Origin of the sequence: Geomobilimonas luticola (assembly GCF_018476905.1) — a bacterium.
Classification (GTDB): Bacteria; Desulfobacterota; Desulfuromonadia; order Geobacterales; family Geobacteraceae; genus Geomobilimonas; species Geomobilimonas luticola.
This window is the reverse complement of the sequence record NZ_JAHCVK010000001.1, coordinates 895,344-911,987: the sequence shown is the minus strand read 5'-3', so window position 1 is coordinate 911,987 and position 16,644 is coordinate 895,344. Positions and strand designations below refer to the sequence as shown.

General features: G+C 63.4%; 18 protein-coding genes. 4 read left to right on the top strand and 14 right to left on the bottom strand.

The genetic code is table 11. From position 1 onward, the window contains the following. Positions 1-174 precede the first annotated feature (174 nt). Positions 175-1,821, bottom strand: coding sequence for a putative manganese-dependent inorganic diphosphatase (locus tag KI810_RS04305; protein WP_214174223.1), 1,647 nt, complete (start codon positions 1,819-1,821; stop codon positions 175-177). An 83-nt stretch (positions 1,822-1,904) separates the two neighbouring features. Here KI810_RS04305 and KI810_RS04300 point away from each other — a divergent pair, with 83 nt between their 5' ends. Continuing rightward, positions 1,905-2,513, top strand: coding sequence for a DedA family protein (locus KI810_RS04300; RefSeq protein WP_425513889.1), 609 nt, complete (start codon positions 1,905-1,907; stop codon positions 2,511-2,513). A gap of 94 nt (positions 2,514-2,607) precedes the next feature. On the opposite strand, the gene fsa is transcribed toward KI810_RS04300, so the two are convergent. From fsa to KI810_RS04270, 6 genes are all read right to left on the bottom strand, one after another. Next, positions 2,608-3,252, bottom strand: coding sequence for a fructose-6-phosphate aldolase (fsa, locus tag KI810_RS04295; protein WP_214174222.1), 645 nt, complete (start codon positions 3,250-3,252; stop codon positions 2,608-2,610). A gap of 182 nt (positions 3,253-3,434) precedes the next feature. Then, entirely contained in the window at positions 3,435-3,671 is a 237-nt protein-coding gene (locus tag KI810_RS04290; protein WP_214174221.1) for a transcriptional regulator, read from the bottom strand. A gap of 13 nt (positions 3,672-3,684) precedes the next feature. Beyond that, positions 3,685-4,173: a 2-amino-4-hydroxy-6-hydroxymethyldihydropteridine diphosphokinase gene (folK, locus tag KI810_RS04285; protein WP_214174220.1), complete on the bottom strand. Its 489-nt coding sequence runs from the start codon at positions 4,171-4,173 to the stop codon at positions 3,685-3,687. Between the two features lie 47 nt (positions 4,174-4,220). Then, the gene (locus KI810_RS04280; protein ID WP_214174219.1) at positions 4,221-5,099 is read right to left on the bottom strand and encodes an alpha/beta fold hydrolase; all 879 of its coding nucleotides are present in this window, start codon (positions 5,097-5,099) and stop codon (positions 4,221-4,223) included. Positions 5,100-5,119: 20 nt separating this feature from the next. Continuing rightward, complete coding sequence (locus KI810_RS04275; RefSeq protein WP_214174218.1) at positions 5,120-6,178, bottom strand: hypothetical protein; 1,059 nt, start codon at positions 6,176-6,178, stop codon at positions 5,120-5,122. A 141-nt stretch (positions 6,179-6,319) separates the two neighbouring features. Continuing rightward, positions 6,320-7,867, bottom strand: coding sequence for a carotenoid oxygenase family protein (locus KI810_RS04270; protein WP_214174217.1), 1,548 nt, complete (start codon positions 7,865-7,867; stop codon positions 6,320-6,322). 207 nt (positions 7,868-8,074) lie between these two features. On the opposite strand from KI810_RS04270, the gene KI810_RS04265 reads away from it, so the two are divergent. Then, positions 8,075-8,287, top strand: a complete 213-nt coding sequence (locus tag KI810_RS04265; RefSeq protein ID WP_214174216.1) for a hypothetical protein — start codon at positions 8,075-8,077, stop codon at positions 8,285-8,287. 21 nt (positions 8,288-8,308) lie between these two features. Continuing rightward, positions 8,309-8,704, top strand: a complete 396-nt coding sequence (locus KI810_RS04260) for a DUF309 domain-containing protein (RefSeq protein WP_214174215.1) — start codon at positions 8,309-8,311, stop codon at positions 8,702-8,704. A 6-nt stretch (positions 8,705-8,710) separates the two neighbouring features. Here the strand turns inward: KI810_RS04260 and KI810_RS04255 are convergent, their stop codons facing one another. Then, on the bottom strand, positions 8,711-9,274 hold the full coding sequence (locus KI810_RS04255) for a M23 family metallopeptidase (protein WP_214174214.1): 564 nt from the start codon (positions 9,272-9,274) through the stop codon (positions 8,711-8,713). A 198-nt stretch (positions 9,275-9,472) separates the two neighbouring features. On the opposite strand from KI810_RS04255, the gene KI810_RS04250 reads away from it, so the two are divergent. Continuing rightward, positions 9,473-10,282: a dienelactone hydrolase family protein gene (locus KI810_RS04250; protein ID WP_214174213.1), complete on the top strand. Its 810-nt coding sequence runs from the start codon at positions 9,473-9,475 to the stop codon at positions 10,280-10,282. Positions 10,283-10,303: 21 nt separating this feature from the next. On the opposite strand, the gene lipA is transcribed toward KI810_RS04250, so the two are convergent. The 6 genes from lipA to gcvT form a co-directional block, all read right to left on the bottom strand. Beyond that, the gene (lipA, locus tag KI810_RS04245; protein ID WP_246525142.1) at positions 10,304-11,167 is read right to left on the bottom strand and encodes a lipoyl synthase; all 864 of its coding nucleotides are present in this window, start codon (positions 11,165-11,167) and stop codon (positions 10,304-10,306) included. Continuing rightward, positions 11,164-11,982, bottom strand: coding sequence for a lipoate--protein ligase family protein (locus KI810_RS04240; RefSeq protein ID WP_214174211.1), 819 nt, complete (start codon positions 11,980-11,982; stop codon positions 11,164-11,166). Before KI810_RS04240 ends, lipA begins: the two co-directional genes overlap by 4 nt. A 49-nt stretch (positions 11,983-12,031) precedes the next feature. Continuing rightward, positions 12,032-13,477 (bottom strand): aminomethyl-transferring glycine dehydrogenase subunit GcvPB, encoded by a 1,446-nt coding sequence (gene gcvPB / locus KI810_RS04235; RefSeq protein ID WP_214174210.1) that lies wholly within the window; start codon positions 13,475-13,477, stop codon positions 12,032-12,034. After that, on the bottom strand, positions 13,474-14,814 hold the full coding sequence (gene gcvPA / locus KI810_RS04230; protein ID WP_214174209.1) for an aminomethyl-transferring glycine dehydrogenase subunit GcvPA: 1,341 nt from the start codon (positions 14,812-14,814) through the stop codon (positions 13,474-13,476). The genes gcvPB and gcvPA overlap by 4 nt, the downstream gene beginning before the upstream one ends. Then, complete coding sequence (gene gcvH / locus KI810_RS04225) at positions 14,811-15,188, bottom strand: glycine cleavage system protein GcvH (protein WP_214174208.1); 378 nt, start codon at positions 15,186-15,188, stop codon at positions 14,811-14,813. Before gcvH ends, gcvPA begins: the two co-directional genes overlap by 4 nt. 207 nt (positions 15,189-15,395) lie before the next feature. Then, complete coding sequence (gcvT, locus tag KI810_RS04220) at positions 15,396-16,487, bottom strand: glycine cleavage system aminomethyltransferase GcvT (RefSeq protein WP_214174207.1); 1,092 nt, start codon at positions 16,485-16,487, stop codon at positions 15,396-15,398. Between the last annotated feature and the right edge of the window lie 157 nt (positions 16,488-16,644).

Here is a 16,644-nt window from a genome sequence, read left to right as displayed (position 1 = left end):
GCTCAGAGTTTCCTCGTGCTGCCGCTGTAAGGCTCATTTCGCGCCGGCCATTCGGCCGGCTCTGCTCAATTTCGCCCACAGCGGCTAGCACTCGGACACATTCGCTCCACGAGGCACTCTCCCCTCACGCACTCACCATTCACCATTCACGCATTCACCTGTTGCCAAAAGGGGCTAGAGCTTCCCCAGCACCTTCAGCAGATGGGGAACCATCTGCTTCTTGCGGGACATGACCCCCTTCAGCTCGTAGAGATGGGGCTCCAGCTGGGGGTAGTCCATGACATGGGCAAGTGCCTTTCCCCCCTCCACGAGGAAGAGGGTGGTTTCCGAATAGATATCGGTCACCATGAGCCCCGCCAGTTGCAGCCCGTCCCGCTCCTTGATCCGCGCCAGTGCCTGCCGCAGCTCGTTCTTCTGGCTGTGGAACTCGTCGAAACCGATCACTTCCACCTGGCCGACGCCAAAGGCGCCGCCGCTGCCGGAAAAGCTCTTGAAATCGGTGGTTATCACCTTTTCCGGCGAGCCGTAGCTCGCAAGCCCGGAACTGGCTGAAAATATCTCCCGGCCGAAGGCGAGATGGTCCATCCCTCCCTTCGTTTCCAGCCAGAGCGCCAGCTCCCGGTCCTGGTCGGTCGTGGTGGGGGACTTGAGAATGACCGTGTCGGACAACAGACCGGCCAGGAGGAGCGCCGCGATCTCCGTCGGCGGCTCGACCCCCTGCTGGCGGTAGAGGGTTGCCACCAGGGTACAGGTGCTCCCCACCGGCGAGGCGATGAAGGAGATCGGCTGGTTGGTCGGGGGATTTCCCAGCTTGTGGTGGTCGATCACTTCCAGGATCTCCACCTCCTCGGCGCCGGGGACCGCCTGGACCAGCTCGTTGTGATCCACCAGGATGAGCGCATAGGGAACCGTGGCAAGGAGGGACGACTTGGTGGCGATACCGGCCAGGGTGCCGTCTTCTTCCACCACCACCACCGCAGATTCTCCCCCGTGGAGAAGTTTCAGGCGAAGGTGGGAGAGGGGCTCGGCGACGCCGACCTGTTCGAATTTCCCCTCGGCGAAGTGGCCGACCGGCGTGGAAAGCCTCGCCAGCCAGGCGGCAGTCGCCGTGTCGAAGGGTGTGCTGATGAGCGTGACGCCGCTTGCCGTGGCCAGCTGCACCAGTTCCTCCTCCACCGCAAGTCCGCCGGTGACGACGAGGAGGCGCACCCCCTTCTCGATGGCAGCCTGTTGGATGGTGCGACGGTTTCCGGTCATGATGAGGAGGGATGCGGGGTCATACCCGTCAATGCGGGCCGAGAACGACTCTTCGAGCATGGCGCCGATGAAGAGGTGGAGGTGTTCCATCTCCCCAACCGGACTGCCGGCGAGGAACGTGCCCTGCAGACAGTGGCAAAGGGATTCGAGGGAGGTGTCGACCCCCCGCAGCCGGTCCTGTCCGGTCAGGAGATACTTCTCCGACAGTTTGAGGAGCGAGACGAGTCCGGTCGGTATTCCTGCGCCGTCCACCACCGGCAGCACCCGGATGTTGTTCTGGTGGAACAGTTCCAGCCCCTTCAGCAGGGGGGTGGCGGCATCGACCGTTACCGGGGTGCGCTGGAGCACGTCCCGGACCTTGGGGTGGACATCCGCCAGATAGAGGGGAGGTTGAAGCCCGAGCCTGTCGAGGATGAAGCGGGTCTGGGGGTTCGGCTCGCCGGCCATGGCCGCCACCACATTCGACCACCCCTGCCGGCGCTTCAGCTCGGCATAGGCGATGGCGGACGCCACGGAATCGGTGTCCGGGTTCTTGTGGCCGATGACGTAAACTTTCTTTTCCATGGGGAGTCCTTGCGGTTTTGCTGGAGTTTTTCGCCCGGCAGGGCTACAATGCCCGCGCCTGAATTCCACGAGAGAGGTCCTGCATGCTGCACGAAGCAATCAACTGGCTCCTGACAACCATCGGCGCCCTGGGGTATCCAGGCATTTTCCTGCTCATGGCCATGGAGAGTTCGGTCATCCCCATCCCCAGCGAACTGGTGATGCCCCCCGCCGGCTATCTCGCCCAGCAGGGGGAGATGAACATGCTCGCCGCCATCCTCTGCGGGACGGTGGGAAGCCTGGTCGGCGCCTACGCCAACTATTTCGCGGCCCACTACCTGGGAAGGCCGCTCCTCCTCAAGTACGGGAAATATGTCTGGATAACTGAAGAAAAGTTCGCCAAAGTAGAAACATTCTTCCACAAACATGGTGAGATTTCAACCTTCATCGGCCGACTTCTCCCCGTGATCCGCCACCTCATTTCACTCCCCGCCGGGCTTGCGGGAATGCACCATACCAAGTTCTGCATCTACACCCTCCTGGGTGCCGGCATATGGTGCACGGTGCTCACCTGGATCGGCTACTTCATCGGCCAGAACCAGGAGCTCATCATGAAGTACTCCCACCAGGCGGTCATCGGCGTGGTGCTCTTCAGCGTGCTGCTCGTCGCGGTCTACGTCTGGCGGCACCGGCGGAAGGCGGCGCAGGAATAAAAATGGGGCCCAGACGGCCCCTTCATAACGATTTATGCAAAAACCCCCGACAGCCATCTGCCGGGGGTTTTTGTTGTGATCAAGCAGTAAATGCCTACTTCGGCACCTTTTCCCAGTCCTCCAGGAACTTCTTGATCCCCGCGTCGGTCAAGGGATGCTTGGCGAGCTGCATGATGACCGAGTAGGGGATGGTGGCGACATCGGCGCCGATGAGGGCTGAGTTCAGGACGTGGACCGGGTTCCGGACGCTCGCCACGATGATTTCGGCGGTGTAGCCGTAGTTGTCGAAGATGGTCCGGATCTCCTCGATGATCCCCATGCCGTCCTGGGAGATGTCGTCCAGCCGGCCGACGAAGGGAGAGACGTAGGTGGCGCCGGCCTTGGCGGCCAGGAGCGCCTGCATCGGGGTGAAGATGAGGGTGACGTTGGTCTTGATCCCCATGTCAGACAGGGTTTTGGTCGCCTTCAGCCCTTCCGGGGTCATGGGGAGCTTGATGACGATGTTCTTGTGGAGCTTGGCCAGTTTCTTCGCTTCCTTGATCATCCCGTCGTGATCGAGGGAGATTACCTCGGCGGAGATGGGACCGTCCACGATGGCGGTGATCTCCTTGATCACCTCCTCGAACTTGCGCCCCGACTTGGCGATGAGGGACGGATTGGTGGTAACGCCGTCCACCACACCCAGCTCGTGGGCTTCGCGGATCTCTTTGACGTCGGCAGTGTCGATAAAAAACTTCATTGTTCCTCCGGGGAAACGCGCTTTTTTCGCAATCTCTACGTAAGTCTTCGGGTTCGCTTGTGCGGCGTAGCGCTGTTTATGCCCGCCGTTTGGGTACTACGCCTCCGCGCTCTCCCTCGACAGCCTTGATCTTGCGAAAAAATCACGTTTCATGTTTGTGGTATGTATGGTGCCAAAAAATCTTATTTTTGTTCCAGCTTATCCCTGTATTTCTCCAGACACTCCATGGAACAGAAGTAGACCCGCTCCCCCTCCACCAGGCCGATAACCGCATCGTCCTCGGTCACGTAGGTGCCGCAGACCGGGTCCTTGTGGGTTTCCTCACCGGCCGGTTTCGCCGCTTCCACTTCCTTGCGGGCGCGCCCCTTGAACATCAGGTAGACGCAGTAACCGATGAGTGCCCAGATCAGAAATCGCACGATACTGTATTCCCTATATCCTGGTGACCCGCTCGTCCGATTTGAGCGCGGTCAGCAGCCCGGCCACGGTTGTCTGCAGCAGGGGATGGATGAATTCCGGGGCAATCTCGGCAAGCGGCACCAGCACGAAGCGCCGTTCGTGGAGACGGGGGTGGGGAATGACCAGGTTTTCCTCAGCCACCACCTGCCTGCCATAGAAAAGGATATCCAGGTCCATGGTCCGCGGTCCGTTGGGAACGGTGCGCCGGCGATGGAAGACATCGGTTTCGATCCCCTGCAGCCGGCCCAGGAGTTCCCGGGGGTCGAATGCCGTCTCCAGTCTCAGGACGGCGTTGAGGAAGCTGTCCTGCTCCACCCCTCCCACCGGCTCCGTGTCGTAAAAGCTGGAAAGGGCCGTGATGCGGCACCCGGGCAGCTTGCCGATCTCCGCGACCGCGCGCAGCAGGTTCAGTTCCCGGTCCCCCTGGTTGGAGCCGAGGGATATAAACACATCGCTTTCCACAGGTCCGATTAGAACACATATCGCCGCATTTTTCAACGGGAACGGGATTAGGGAACGTTATCGAACGGGTTATCATTCCTGAGGAATCCCTCCAGAATCTCGTACGTCTCGCCGGGTCGCTCCTCGTGGGGGTTGTGGCCGCAGCAGGGAACTACCGTCAGCAGTGACCCGGGGATGGCGGCGTGGAGTTTTTCACCGTGGCGCGGCCGGATGATCCGGTCATGCTCGCCCCAGATAATGAGGGTAGGAACGGCAATGGCCGGATAGCGGTCGGGGAGATGGGCATATCGCTCGGGAACAAGCTGGCGGCAGGTGGTGATGAAGACATAGCCGATCCCCCGCCGGCCGAAACAGGTCATGTAGCGGGCGATCCGCTTCGCCGTGATGGCTCGGTGGTCGTAGAACACATGTTCCAGGGTGTAGCGGACCATGAAACGGAGGGGCAGGAGGTGGAGGATGCTCCATCCGAGGAGGGGGTTCCTCAACCAGCGCATGATGCGCGGCAGCCGCTGGGGGTAGGCGGCCGGCGCAATGAGGACGAGCCGGCCGACGATGTCGTCCTTTCCTCCGTCACGGGCCTGCAAACAGGTAAGCAGTGCGATCCCGCCCCCCAGTGAGTGACCGACAAGCACCACGTTCGACAAACCCATCCGTTCCAGGAAGGCGGTCACGATGGCGGCCTGATCTTCCATGGTGTAGCGGCGGTCCCGGGGCTTTGATGAAAAGCCGAACCCTTTCAGATCGAGGAGATAAAGCGTGTGGCTCTCTTGCGGGAAAAAAGGGACAAGGTCGTGCCAGGTGGTGAGAGCGGCAGCAAAGCCGTGGAGAAAGACGACGGGGGTCGGACCGTGGCCGTGACGCTCGTAGGCGATCTCCACGGTGGCGGAGTAGGAAAAGATTTCCCTGGGGTTTCCCGGTTCAGACATGGCGGGCTGTTTCCCGAATCTCACGCCTCGGCGCTGATCGCCGCGATGGCATCAAGCACCACCCCGTCGTACTTATCCTGGGCCAGGGCCAGCGCCACGGGGGGTATCTTGATGAGCGACTTGACGAGGCCGAAACGCATGTCCCGGGGAAGACAGTCCAGATAGGCCACCAGGTTTTCCTCCTGGGGCTCGGTGAGCCCCGGCGCTGACTGCAGGAGGGTGACGAGCTCGTTCATGGTCGCAGCCTGGGCGTCGTCACGCTGACCGGCAGCCTCTTCCGCCACGGCCGGCCAGTTGTCGAGCACCTGGGCAGCCGCAACCGGCCGGTTCAGACGGTCCGCGCACCAGCGGAGAAAGGTGATGGCCGCCTCCTTCCCGACGATGCCGGCATAGACTTCCATCTCCAGCTCTTTCGGGAAGCGGCAGAGTCGACGCAGGGTGCTCACCATCTCCCATCCCCGTTCCGTCGGCTCCACCTCCATGTCGAGGGGGCTACCCTGGCGGGAGAGGAAATGGGGATTGCCGGCCAGGAACCCTCGCACGCCGCTGTCCAGCTCCCGGCTCAGGGCATAGCGGGCCCAGCAGCCGTAGTCGGTCTCCACGTAGAGCATCACCATCCGGTCGATGAGCGCCCGGTCGAGGGTGGCGACCTGGTACGTGCCGTCGGGGGGGTTGATGGTCACTACCACCTTGTGGCGGGGGTGAAGCTTGTGGGTGTGAAGCGCCCGTTGCTGCCCCTCGGCGGGGGGCTCCACGAACTGGAAGATCGCCTGGAGGGTATCCTCCTGCTGGGCCCGGTTCAGCTCGTCGCAGTGGACGATGGTCTCCGGTGCCTCGTCGGCGGGCCACCAGGAAGGACGGGACCAGTGCATCACCTTCCCCTCCCGGTACGGTATCCCCACCAGGTCACCTACCTCCATCTGTCCGAGCCGGAGCGGCACATAACTCCGGCCGATCTCCCGGCAGACCTGGATGATGCCGGCGGTCTTCCCCACCCCACGGTGTCCCACGACGCAGGGGGTCAGGTCGGTCTTGGTCAGGATTTCCCGCAGGACGGCTTTCATCTGTTCCACATTCATGGCTGGCCAATCTCTTCCTTGCATGGCCGGCAGCAGCCGGCGTGATAACGCCATGATATGGCGCAATTTTTCAATGGTACCCCCTACCCTTTCCGGGGGTCAACAGTTTTTTCCGGCCCGACAAAGGGGATATGGCCATCTTCATCCGCCCGGCTGCCAGAACCCATGGTAGCTGAACGGTACATGGTGGTCGAGATGGATCTTTGCCAGGGGCCCCTCCTCCGGCCGTTCCGCCGCAAGCACCGCCAGGTAGCTCCGGCGGGTCCGGCTGTCGTACACCTCCGTGGCCAGCCACCCCGGTTCCCGGGGATCGTCAGGATCATAGCGATGGCCGGGGAAAGGGATGAAGACCGGCTCGCTGCAGTAGCTCCCCGCCCCGAAGTCGCAGCTCACGGTGGCCCCGGTCGCCATGTCGATGCGGGTGATGATGGACCAGAAGAACTCCCCCGGCCGGCATTTCCCCACGTAACCGATCCGGTAGGGATGGCAGAGGTGGAGATCGTTGATCCGGGGCCATTCATAGCTCCCCCGGTCGAGGATCTCCTGGTGGATGGTCCGCCGGCCGGGGTCGATCCGGTAGCGGCGCAGTTCGCCGGGATACTGATAATTCCCCCGGCGCCCCTCCATCACCGCGAAGGCGACCGGGTCGCTGCCGATCACATGGTCCGGGTCGGCATAGCCGATGAAATCGGCGACGATCTCCCCCTGCCGCTCCCAGGCATTGAAGGAGTGCCACATGAAGCAGGCGTCCGTCGTCAATCTTAGCGGCGGACTGTTCCCCTCCCGTTCCAGCACAAGGATCTCGCTTCCCTGCTCCGGTCGCCAGGTGAGGGACTCGGCCATGCTCTCCCGGCCGAGGAGAAAGCTCCAGACGCCGACCTCAACCGGCTGAAGGTTGAAGATCACGTGCCGGTCGGAAACGAAGAAATCATGGAAATAGAGATTGCGCGGCAGGTCCATGGCCCGATAGCGCCGCAGGGAGCCGTCGGCGGCGAACTGCGTGAGGTGAAGACGGGGAGACGGCCCGTACTGTATGCCGAACAGCAGCCATTCGCCGGTCCGCCGGTCGATCTTGCTGTGGGCCGAGAAGAGGACACCATCCGCCGGCATGCCGAGGCGGCTTTCCCCGATGGTCGCCAGGGTGGCCGGGTCGAGTTCGTAGGGAAAGCTCGACTCGTCGAAGGCGTAGAGCCGGTTGTTCCGCAGGTAAACGGTGATGCCGGCCTGGCTCAGCAGCCTGTCCACCGCCCAGACATTGGCCCACCAGCCGCCGGGTGCCTGGGTGCTCCAGGAGGGATAGAGGAACGTGCCGGCCTTCTCCTCATCCACGAATCTGCGGGTCCGGACGAAGCGGTTCTGGTAGCGTACCCCCTCCGGGTGGAAGCGGAACGCCTGCACCATCCCGTCGCCGTCAAGGAGGGTCCGCTTGCGCAGCACCCCCCGTTCGAACAGCCCCGGTCCGTTCCGGTAGAGGACCCCGCGGACCTCCGTCGGCAGCCGTCCCTCCACCGACGCGAGATAATCGTTCTCGGCGGCCAGGGAGGTGGCCAGCCCCAGGTAGGGGCGATCTGCATCGCCGAAATCGGGGAAGATCCCTTTTTTCAAGGGGGGATGGGAAGCGCAGGAAGGAAGGAGGAAGGCACCCCCCACACCCCCGGCAAGTTGAAGGAATTGACGACGGGTCGGCATCGGTTCTCCGGAATGTGTACTCACGTCCCATTATAGCAGCTTTTCCCCGCCACTGCCGACAGCCATGCCGGCCCCTTCGGCAGATGATTTTTCCTGCACCGCTCTCCCGTTTGCGGTAAACTGGTGACAGGCAGAACATGAGGTACAGCGGGAGCCCGGGGCAGGTGCCGTTTCCCGTTGACCTCCATGATGCACCAGGGAGGCACTATGAAGGAAATGAAATTGACGTTACCGGAACTGGCGCTCATCGCAGGGACCCGTGGCGCTCTCGGGGCGGGTGTCGCCCTGCTGCTCGCCGACCGCCTCACGAAGGAGCAGCGCCGTTCGGTGGGGTGGACGCTGTTCCTCGTCGGTGCCATCAGTACCGTTCCCCTCGCCATGGAGGTGTACGGCAAGCGGGACGGTTGCGGTGAGCGGTAAGGACAAGGTCGGGAAATGGGCATGAACCGGCCTGAAGGTGACTGTCGCCAGCCACCCCCTCACGGGCTTCTCCAGGGAATAGCCCAGTTCAACAACGGGGAGTGGTACGACTGCCACGAAACCCTCGAAGATCTCTGGATCGGCGAGCCGGGGCTCATTCGGGACATGTACCAGGGAATCCTGCAGATTGCGGTCGGCCTGCACCACTGGCGGGAGGGGAACTACGGGGGCTCGGTATCGCTGCTGCGCAAGGGGGTCGGGTTGCTGGGACACGTGGAGAGAGATTGCCATGGGGTGGACCTGGCGGCACTGATGGAAGATGCGGACCGCCTGCGGGAACGGCTTGAGGCACTGGGACCGGAACGGATGGGGGAACTGGAGCGGGATATGCTCCCCCGCATCCGCCTGCTCGGCTGACGGACGTTACTCGTTCAGGTCCTCCGGGAGGAAGCTCTCCGGCTCGGGGCCACCCTTGCCGCTGACGATGTTTTCAGCCCAGCTGTCGATATTCTTCCTGACCACCGCCTCGACGCTTCGCTCCAGCTGCTCCTGACGCACCTTGGCGTAACCGGGAAGCTGCCGGACTTCATAGTGGACATGGGGACCGGTGGAACGCCCCGTATTGCCGGAGAGGGCCAGCACCGTGGAAGTATCGACCTTCTGTCCCGGCTGAACCTTGATCTCCCCGTTGTGGCCATAGATGGAGATATAGCCGTTGCCATGGTCCACGGCGACCATGTTGCCGTACCCCTTGTACAGCCCGGCAAAATAGACCGTCCCCACCTGGGTCGGATAGACAGGGGTCCCCAGCGGGACGGCGATGTCCACGCCATTATGATGCATCATCCTGCCGCTCCCGAAGGGGTCGAGACGCCAGCCGATGCCGGAGGTGACCGTTCCGCAATCCACCGGCAGCTGGCGTGCCGCCAGAGCACCGGTCGGCAGAGCAAGCAGCAGGACGGCACACCATATCCGCAAATTTTTCATACCTTCACCATCTCCTTCATAACCATTCGATACATTCCAGTTATACCCCGTCATAACCGGGAAGGTCAACCCCACCCGCGCAAACGGCCGCCGGCCGGCGATCTCCGCCACATTGCAATGCATCACCGACGTGGTATAACTCCACCTGTAGGTAAACCGACAGCAAAAACCGGGCCGCTTGTGCCCAGGAGGTGAACCATGAAAGTTCTGCTCCCTCTTCTCGTGATCCTGCTTTTCACCTGCACCGCCGAAGCGAAGGTCCGGACCAAGGCCATCGACTACCGCCACGGCGACACCCTGCTCCAGGGGTACCTGGCCTGGGATGACAGCGTGAAGGGAAAACGCCCCGGTGTGCTGGTGGTGCATGAATGGTGGGGACACAACGCTTACGTCCGGCATCGCGCCGAGCAGCTGGCAAAACTCGGCTACATAGCCTTCGCTCTGGACATGTACGGCAAGGGGGTGCTCGTCAAGACCCCCGAAGAGGCGGGAAAGCTGGCGGGACAGTTCAAGAATGACCGCCCCCTGGGGCGCGCCCGGGCCCGGTCGGGGCTCGATGTCCTGCTGCAGCAGAAGATGACCGATCCCGCACGGGTGGCTGCCATCGGCTACTGCTTCGGCGGCACTACGGTCCTGGAGATGGCACGGGGTGGTGCGCCGCTGGCGGGGGTGGTGAGCTTCCACGGCAATCTGGACACGCCGCTCCCTGCCAAGCCCGGGGCCATCAAGGCGAAGGTCCTCGTCCTCCACGGCGCCGACGACCCCTTCGTTCCGGCACAGCAGATTGCGGCCTTCGAGGACGAGATGCGCCAGGCGGGAGTGGACTGGCAGCTCGTCAAGTATGGCGGAGCGGTCCACAGCTTCACCAACCCGGAAGCGGACGGCTATCACCTGAAGGGAGCCGCCTACAACAAGAAGGCGGATATGCGTTCCTGGGAAGCGATGCGGGTGTTTTTCGGGGAAATCTTCCGGCAGATTTCCGCGCCATCGAATTTCAAAGTGGAATGATATGAGTGTCGGTTTGGCTTTTCAAGCTTGGGACGTATTAAGGGAGCCGTACTGCTCCGCGTGGTAGGAACTCCGGACGTAGGGGCCGCTCTCCACGTGGGCGAACCCCATGGTCAGTGCCTTCTCCCGGTACTGCTCGAACTCCGCCGGCTCGACGAAGCGCTCTACCGGCTGGTGCCCCTTGCTCGGTGCAAGGTATTGCCCGAGGCTCAGATACGCGCACCCCACCCTCCGCAGGTCGGCCAGTACCTCCATAACCTCACCTTCCTCCTCACCAAGGCCGAGCATGAGCCCCGACTTGGTGGGGAGGTCTGGTGCCAGTTCCCGCAGCGTTGCCAGGACACGGAGGGAGCGCATGTAGTCGGCCCCCTGGCGGATATGGTAGAGACGGGGGACCGTTTCCAGGTTATGGCCGACGATGTCGGGCCGGGCCGCCACCACCACGGCAAGGCTGGCCCGTTCCCCCTGGAAGTCGGGGACGAGAAGCTCGATGCGCGTCTCAGGAGCACTCTCCCGGATGGCCACAACCGTCGTCGCGTAATGCTCTGCTCCCCCGTCCGGCAGGTCGTCCCGGGTCGGGCTCGTTATCACCACGTGCCTGAGGCCGAGACGGACGACCGCTCCCGCCACACGCCCCGGTTCGGCCGGGTCCACCGGTTCCGGCGCCTCTTTGGTGACGTTGCAGAAGGAGCAGAGGCGGGTGCAGAGCCGACCGAGGATGAGGAAGGTCGCCTGACGCTGGCGGAAGCACTCGGAGATGTTGGGGCAGTGGGCCTCCTGGCAGACCGTGTGGAGTCGCAGATCCCCCAGGAGCCGCTCCATGTCGGCGTGGGCAGCGGGCGATATCTTCTTCTGCAGCCATTCCGGCCGGCGGGTGATCTTCATGTCTCTCTTCCTTCCCGATTCCATCCGTCGGTTTCGTACTTCTCCCGCTGCAGCTTTTCCGCCAGGGCAGCTTCGGCGGCAGTGAGCCCCTCTTCGCGAAGTTCGACCCCCAGGTTTTCCCGGAACGCCGTCACGAGCACCCCCTTGAGCCGCTCCACCGGCAGCGTCACCCCCAGCTCCGCCAGGCTGGCGGTCCCTTCTTCCACCCCCGCCGGTCGTTCCCGGAGAAAGGGGAGTGCCATGGCAACCCTGTTTTCCAGCGGAATGGAGCCGTGCTGGAAAATCGTCTCCCGGACGCGGCGCTGGGCATTCCCCCCCACCTTCCGGCCACCGACGACGATATCGTACTCCTCCTTGCCGGCGAAGCAGAAGGGGGTCCGCCCCCCCAGCCGCCCGTGGCCGGAATGCCGGTCGACGGCGAAGGAGGCATCGAGGCCGAGCTGTCGGTAGGCAAGGAGCAGGAACCCGCAGAGAGAGCGGAACGCACCCTTGACGGAGGTGGCATCGGGGATGTGGCGCTGGGTGCAGACGATACTGTAGGTCAGCTCGGCGGCGTGGTAGATGACCCCACCCCCCGTCACCCGCCGGACCACCGGGATCCCCGCCTCCCGGCAGCGGTCCAGGCGCAGAACCTCCTCCGCCACCTGGAATTTCCCCAATGAAAAAGCCGGTGGCTCCCACCCGTAGAGGCGGAGCACCGGCGGGGAAACGGCCGGGTCGAAACTGTCGAGGAGCGCCTCGTCCACCGCCATATTGGCAGGGCCGGAAAGGGAGCCGGTATCGATGAGGCGCCAGTGGCAAGGGGAACTGTTCATAGCGGAGCTGCGGGAAAGGGGTGGGAGGAACTCCCCACCCCGCCCATCGTTACCATTTCATGTGACAGACGTTCTGCTCCCGCGCCGCCTTGGTCTCGTCGAGACGGGAGACCGGCATGGAGACCGGCGCCGTATGGAGGGCTTCCGGGTCCTTCTCCGCCGCCGCGGCCGCCTCCCGCATCACCGCGATGAAGGCGTCCATGGTCGCCTTGCTCTCGGTCTCGGTCGGCTCGATCATGATCGCATCCTTGACGATGAGGGGGAAGTAGACCGTGGGGGGATGGTATCCCCGGTCGATGAGGTACTTGGCGATGTCGATGGCGTGCACCCCGTGCCTGAGCTGCTTGCCCGCCGAGAAGACGCACTCGTGCATGCAGGTCTGGTCGTAGGGGAGGTCGTAGTAATCCTTCAACTGGCTCATGATGTAGTTGGCGTTCAGGACCGCCTGCTCGCTCACCTGGATGAGCCCCTCCCGGCCGAGCATGGCCATGTAGGCGAAGGCCTTGACCATCACCCCGAAGTTGCCGAAGAAGTTGGCGGTCCGGCCGATGCTTGCGGGGCGGTCCGTTTCCAGGGCGTAGCTGTCGTCATCTTTCTTGACGATCCGCGGCATGGGGAGGAAAGGAACGAGGGACGTCTTCACCCCCACCGGACCGCTCCCCGGCCCGCCGCCGCCGTGGGGGGTGCCGAAGGTCTTGTGGAGGTTGACATGGATCACGTCGAACCCCACGTCTCCCGGCCGCACCTTCCCCAGGATGGCGTTCAGGTTGGCGCCGTCGTAGTACATGAGGGCGTCGTGGGCATGGGCGATGTCGGCGATCTCCCTGATATGGGGGTTGAAGAGGCCGAGGGTGTTGGGGCAGGTCATCATGACCGCCGCCACCTCGTCGTTCATCGCCTGCCGGAACAGCTCCAGGTCCATGTCGCCGTAGGGGGCGGTCGGGACGGTGATGATCTCGTACCCCACCATGGCGGCGGATGCCGGGTTGGTGCCGTGGGATGAGTCGGGGACCACCACGTACTTCTTCCTGTTCCCCTTCGCCTTGTGGTAGGCGGCGATGAGCATGATGCCGGTCATCTCGCCGTGGGCGCCGGCCAGGGGCTGGGTGGTCACCTCGTCCATGCCGGTGATCTCCGCCAGCCACCTCCCCAGTTCATGGAGCATCCCGAGGGAGCCCTGGCTGAACCGCTCGCCGGTGGGGAGAAGCGCCGTCATGGGGTGGTAGGGGGAGAAAAGGCCGGCGGCGTTCTCCAGCACCTTGGCGTTGTACTTCATGGTGCAGGAGCCGAGGGGGTAGAAGTTGGTGTCCACCGAGAAGTTGCGCCGCGACAGGTTGGTGTAGTGGCGCACCACGTCCAGTTCGCTCACCTCGGGAAGACCGGCCGGCTCGTCCCGGAGCAGGCCGGCGGGGAGGTCGGCTGCCCGGGGGACGTCGGCGGCCGGCAGTTTCACGCCGGGGCGACCGGCAACGGATTGTTCGTAGATCAGTTTCATAGCGCCCTCTCCAGTTCCCTGGCCAGGGCCAGTATCTCGTCCTTGGTCCGCTTCTCCGTCACCGTCACCACCAGGCAGTTCTCCATCCCCGGGTAATAGGCCGCGAGCGGTACGCCGGCAGCGGTATGGGACTGGAGGAGCTTCGCCACCACCTCGTCGGCGTTTTTCGGCAGCGCCAGGGTGAACTCGTTGAAGGTGGCGCCGCGGTTGACGACGGTCACACCATTGATGGCGGCGAGGGTGCTCTTGGCGAATTCCGCCTTGTCATGGTTGAGCCGGGCCAGTTCCGCGAACCCCTGCTTGCCGATGCTGGCGAGGAAGATGAGGCCGCGCAGGGCACAGAGGCTCTGGTTGCTGCAGATGTTGGAGGTCGCTTTGTGGCGCTTGATGTGCTGTTCCCGGGCCTGGAGGGTGAGGACGAAGCCGCGCCGCCCCTCCTTGTCCACCGTCTCGCCGATGATCCGTCCCGGGAGGTTCCGGATGTACTTCTTGGTGGTGGCGATGAAGCCGAAGGAGGGACCGCCGAAGGAGAGGGGATTCCCCAGGCTCTGGCCGTCACCCACCACGATGTCGGCCCCCATGGCGCCGGGGCTTTGCACCAGCCCGAGGGATATGGGGTAGACCGACGCCACCAGGAGCGCCCCCTTGGCGTGGGCGGCATCCGCCAGGCCGGTGAGGTCGTCCAGGGTGCCGAAGAAGTTGGGATTCTGCACCAGCACCGCGGCGGTCTGGTCGTCCAGGGCAGCCAGCAGCGCCGCCCGATCCGTGCCCCCCTGCTGCGGGGCGATCTCGACGATCTCCACGTCGAGATTGTCAAGGTAGGTCCGCACCACCTGCCGGGTGAAAGGGCTCACCCCGCCGTCCATGACGAGCCGGTTCCGGTTGGTCACCCGCAGGGCCATCATGGCCGCCTCCGCCAGGGCCGTCGCCCCGTCGTAGAGGGAGGCGTTGGCGACCTCCATCCCGGTCAGGCGGCAGATGGCGGTCTGGTACTCGAACAGCGCCTGGAGGGTCCCCTGGGAACATTCGGGCTGGTACGGAGTATAGGCGGTATAGAACTCGGCCCGCCCCGAGAGGTGGTCCACCACCGCCGGGATGATGTGATCGTAGTAGCCGCCGCCGATGAAGTTGGTCATCCCCTGGGCGTTCTGCCCTGCCAGGGACTGCATCCGCTGGAACAGCTCGAACTCCGACATCCCCTCCGGCAGGTCGAAGGAACTGGCCCGAAGCTCCGCCGGGATCGGCGCGAACAGCTCTTCCACGCTCGCCACACCGATGGCGGCGAGCATCTCCCGGATTTCGTCGGGAGTATTGGGACAGTAATGGGAATCGCTCATTCCAGACCCCGGAGATACTCGTCATAGGCGGCCCGGTCCATGAGCGCCTTCACCTCGGAGGGGTCGCTCATCTCGATCCAGGCCATCCACCCCGCATCCTCGGCCGCCTCGTTGACGATCTCCGGCCGGTCCTCCAGCGCCTCGTTCACCTTGGTCACCGTCCCGGAAACGGGGGAGTAGATGTCGCTCGCCGCCTTCACCGACTCGATGGCGCAGAGCACCTGGAACTGCTTGACCGTCTTCCCCACCTGGGGAAGCTCCACGAAGGTCACGTCCCCCAGCTGGTGGGCCGCATACTCGGTGATGCCGACGCTGGCGATCCCTTCCTTGATCTTGACCCACTCGTGTTCTTTAGTGAAATAAGTCTCAGCCATAACATTCCCCTCCCCTGTATTGTTGAGATATATAAAGTTTCTTGAACATCCGCCACAGGCAGCATCAACGTTCCCTCTCCCTGAGGGAGAGGGACAGGGTGAGGGGGAGAAACCCCTCATCCGGCTTTCAGCCACCTTCTCCCTCAGGGAGAAGGGTTCAAAACAATAAATGCACCTCGCTATGCAACTCTGGAGCAGGCTATCCGGTTAGCTTCTCAGTGAGCCGTTTTTATAGAACGGCAATTCCACCACCGTCGCCTCCATGCTCACCTTGTCGTGCATGATGGTAAGCGGAGCTCCGAGGGCGGCCACGTCGGGGCGGACGAAGCCGATGCCGACGCCGCAGCCGAGCATGGGGGAGAAGACCCCGCTCGTTACGGTGCCGATCCCTTCCCCTTCGAAGCATATCTCGTAGTGGTGGCGGGGGGAGCGGCGAGAGCCTACCTGGAAGGCGACCTTAGTCCGCTTTACCCCTTCCCGCTGCTGTTTCAGGAGCGCATCCTTCCCGACGAACGCCTTGTCGAAGTTGACGAAGGCGTCAAGCCCCGCCTCCAGCGGCGTGGTCGCCTCGTCGATGTCGCTGCCGTAGAGGCTGTACCCCACCTCCAGGCGGAGCACGTCACGGGCGCCGAGGCCGGCCGGTTTCACCCGCCCGTCCGCCAGGAGCAGGTTCCAGAGCTCCACCACCTTGTCGGCGGGGAGGAAAAGCTCGTATCCCAGTTCGCCGGTGTAGCCGGTCCGGCTGACGATCGCCTCCACCCCGAGGATGGTAGTCCTGATGAACTTGAAATAGGGGATCTGGCCGATCTCCGGGCCGAATGCGTCCACCAGCACCTGGCGGGCGAGGGGTCCCTGGAGGTCGAGCTTGCCGGTATCGGCGGATATGTTGGCGAAGAGGGCGCCATCCTTGAGGCGGGACTGGATGACGGCGAAGTCGTTGGCGATGGTGGCGGCGTTCACCACGATCATCGCCTCGTCCTCGCCGAGGCGGAAGACGATGAGATCATCGATGACCCCGCCGACATCGTTGAGGAGGAAGCCGTAGCGGGAGCGGCCGACCGGGATGGTCTTGACGGAGAAGGTGAAGACGTCCTCCAGCCCCCCCGCCTCCAGGTCCCCCTTATAGAGGAACTCTCCCATGTGGCAGATGTCGAACAGTGCCGCCTTTTCCCGGCACCAGCGGTGCTCGGCGATGATCCCCTCGTACTGGATCGGCATGTTCCAGCCGCCGAAGGGGGCAAGAAGCGCCTTGAGTCGTTCGTGTTCCGCCAGAAGCGGGGTGCTCTGCAGCTGTTCCATGGCGTTCTCCCTGGTGTGCGACATCGAATGGAGGTCCCACTGTAAAAAAATACGGACGGTTTGTAAACAGGTTTGTTGGGATTTTTTCAGGAGCGGAAGAGGCATGCACAAACCGGCTCTGGATGGGGCATTACGGGCATTATTCCCTTCGCCGTTC